We start from the raw sequence: 3,443 nt of genomic DNA, 5'->3' as shown, positions 1-3,443 counted from the left end.
CAGGGTGAGGGGTGGGCCGTGCGCCGCGCCCCTGGCAAGTGGCTTCGCCCCTCACCCACCTTTTTCGTCCGCTCCCTCCCCCGCAGGGAATGGGGAAGGACCTGCCGCGTCCCGCGTTCCGAACCCCTTCAACCACCCGCACCTTCGGGAGGGTCCCATGAACCTGTCCAAGTTCTTCATCGACCGTCCCATCTTTGCGGGCGTGCTCTCGGTGCTCATCTTCCTCGCCGGCCTCATCGCCATGCGGGCCATGCCCATATCGGAATATCCGGAGGTGGTGCCGCCGCAGGTGGTGGTGCGCGCCACCTATGCCGGCGCCAACCCCAAGGTGATCGCCGAGACCGTCTCCACGCCGCTGGAAGAAGCCATCAATGGCGTCGAGGACATGCTCTACATGTCCAGCCAGGCCACCACCGACGGCCTGATGACGCTGACCGTCACCTTCCGCCTCGGCACCGATCCGGACAAGGCGCAGCAGCTGGTGCAGAACCGCATCTCCCAGGCGGAACCCCGCCTGCCGGAAGAAGTGCGGCGCCTCGGCGTCACCACGGTGAAGTCTTCGCCCGACCTCACCATGGTGGTGCACCTCATTTCCCCCAACAATCGCTACGACACCACCTATCTGCGCAATTACGCGGTGCTGAACGTGAAGGACCGCCTCGCCCGCATCGAGGGCGTGGGGCAGGTGCAGCTGTTCGGCGCCGGCGACTATTCCATGCGCATCTGGCTCGACCCGCAGAAGGTGGCCGAGCACGGGCTGTCCGCGAGCGACGTGGTGCGCGAGATCCGCGCCCAGAACGTGCAGGCGGCCGCCGGCGTGGTGGGCGCTTCCCCCGGCGCGCCGGGGCTCGACCTGCAGCTGTCCATCAACGCCCAGGGCCGCCTCGCCAACGCCGAGGAGTTCGGCAACATCGTGGTGAAGAGCGGCGCCAACGGCGAGATCGTGCTCTTGAAGGACGTGGCGCGCGTGGAGCTGGGCGCCTCCGAATACGCCCTGCGATCCTTGCTCAACAACACCCAGGCGGTGGCGGTGCCCATCTTCCAGGCCCCCGGCTCCAACGCCATCCGCATCGCCGACGATGCACGCCGGGTGATGGAGGAGATCAAGGCCAACATGCCGGAGGGCGTGGATTATTCCATCGTCTACGACACCACCCAGTTCGTCCGCGCCTCCATCGACGCGGTGGTGCATACGCTCTTGGAAGCGGTGCTGCTGGTGGTGCTGGTGGTGATCGTGTTCCTCCAGACCTGGCGGGCCTCCATCATCCCGCTGCTGGCGGTGCCGGTCTCCATCGTCGGCACGTTCGCGGTGATGCACCTGTTCGGCTTTTCCATCAATGCCCTGACCCTGTTCGGGCTGGTGCTCGCCATCGGCATCGTGGTGGATGACGCCATCGTGGTGGTGGAGAATGTGGAGCGCAACATCGCGGGCGGCCTCTCGCCGCGGGAGGCCACCTACAAGGCCATGCAGGAGGTGTCCGGACCCATCATCGCCATCGCCTTGGTGCTGATCGCGGTGTTCGTGCCGCTGGCGTTCATCTCCGGACTCACCGGCCAGTTCTACAAGCAGTTCGCCCTCACCATCGCCATCTCGACGGTGATTTCGGCCATCAATTCCCTCACCCTTTCGCCGGCCCTCTCGGCCCTGCTGCTGAAGGGGCACGATGCGCCGAAGGATCGCCTCACGCGCCTCATGGACTTCTGCTTCGGCTGGTTTTTCAAGGGCTTCAACAAGGCCTTCGTGAACGGCTCCAACGCCTATGGCAGCGTGGTGAAGCGCACCATCGCCCACAAGGCGATCATGCTGGGCCTCTACGTCGTGCTGGTGGCCCTGACGGTGGTGCTGTTCCGCGCCGTGCCGCCCGGCTTCGTGCCGGGGCAGGACAAGCAGTATCTCGTCGGTTTCGCCCAGCTTCCCGACGGCGCCACGCTGGACCGGACCGAAGAGGTGATCCGCCATATGAGCGACATCGCCCTCAAGGAAGAGGGCGTGAAATCGGCCATCGCCTTCCCCGGCCTGTCCATCAACGGGTTCACCAACTCCTCCAACTCCGGCATTGTTTTCGTCGGCTTGGACGAGTTCGAGGCGCGCCAGTCGCCGGCCCTGTCCGGCAACGCCATCGCCTTGGCGCTGAACCAGAAATTCGCCGCCATCCCGGATGCGATGATCGCCATGTTCCCGCCGCCCCCGGTGCAGGGGCTCGGCACCATCGGCGGGTTCAAGTTCCAGATCGAGGATCGCGCCGGCCGCGGCTACGAGGCGCTCGACCAGGCCACCAAGGCCTTCCTCGCCAAGGCGGCCACCGCGCCGGAGCTGGCCGGCCTGTTCTCCTCCTACCAGGTGAACGTGCCTCAGCTGTTCGCCGATATCGACCGGGTGAAGGCGCGGCAGCTGAATGTCTCCGTCACCGACGTGTTCGAGACCATGCAGATCTATCTGGGCTCGTCCTATGTGAACGACTTCAACACCTTTGGCCGTACCTACACGGTGCGGGTGCAGGCGGACGCCCCGTTCCGCGCCCGGCCGGAGGATGTGGGCACCCTGAAGGTGCGCTCCGCCACCGGCGAGATGATCCCGCTGTCGGCGCTGCTGAAGGTGCGCTCGGCGGCGGGGCCGGAGCGGGCCATGCGCTACAACGGCTTCCTCTCGGCGGACGTGAACGGCGGCGCCGCCCCCGGCTTCTCCTCCGGCGAGGCGCAGGCGGCGGTGGAGCGCGTCGCCGCCGAGACCCTGCCCAAGGGCTTCGCCTTCGAATGGACGGAGCTGACCTACCAGGACATCCTGGCCGGCAATTCGGCGGTGTGGGTGTTTCCGCTGGCCATCTTCCTCGTCTTCCTGGTGCTGGCGGCCCAGTATGAAAGCCTGATGCTGCCGCTCGCCATCATCATGATCGTGCCCACGGGCCTGTTTGCGGCCATGACCGGGGTGTGGCTTGCCGGCGGGGACAACAATGTCTTCACCCAGATCGGCCTCGTGGTTCTGGTGGGGCTCTCGGCCAAGAATGCCATCCTGATCGTGGAGTTCGCCCGCGAGCTGGAGTTCGCCGGGCGCACCCCGGTTCAGGCGGCACTGGAGGCGAGCCGGCTGCGGCTGCGGCCGATCCTGATGACCTCGCTCGCCTTCATCATGGGCGTGGTGCCGCTGGTCACCTCCATCGGCGCCGGGGCGGAGATGCGCAATGCCATGGGCACGGCGGTGTTCGCCGGCATGATCGGCGTGACCGCCTTCGGCATCTTCCTGACGCCGGTGTTCTACGTGATGCTGCGGGCGCTGGCCGGCAACCGGCCCCTCACCCAGCACGGCCACGGCACCGTGGAGCCGGCGCCGGACGCGTCCGAAGGGGTGGGCCACGCGGCGGGCCATGGCACCGCCCCTGCTACGCCGCCGGCGCTTCAGCCGGGGGAGTGAGCAGCGCAAAGCCCCTCTCCCGCCTGCGGGGGAG

1 protein-coding gene is annotated in these 3,443 nt (G+C 67.1%); it reads left to right on the top strand.

The window, feature by feature from the left end; all coding sequences use genetic code 11:
• The first annotated feature begins 157 nt into the window (after positions 1 to 157).
• Entirely contained in the window at positions 158 to 3,409 is a 3,252-nt protein-coding gene (locus K9U41_RS22255) for an efflux RND transporter permease subunit (RefSeq protein WP_282643026.1), read from the top strand.
• The last annotated feature ends 34 nt before the right edge of the window (positions 3,410 to 3,443 follow it).

It is taken from the genome of Xanthobacter autotrophicus (assembly GCF_029991245.1).
Taxonomy (GTDB): Bacteria; Pseudomonadota; Alphaproteobacteria; order Rhizobiales; family Xanthobacteraceae; genus Xanthobacter; species Xanthobacter autotrophicus_C.
Note: the sequence above shows the minus strand (reverse complement) of the source record. Positions and strands in the feature narration are given on the sequence as shown.

Bases quoted from the DNA above. Each gene is read 5' to 3' on its own strand.
- K9U41_RS22255 (WP_282643026.1), top strand. From the start codon at position 158: ATGAACCTGTCCAAGTTCTTCATCGACCGTCCCATCTTTGCGGGCGTG.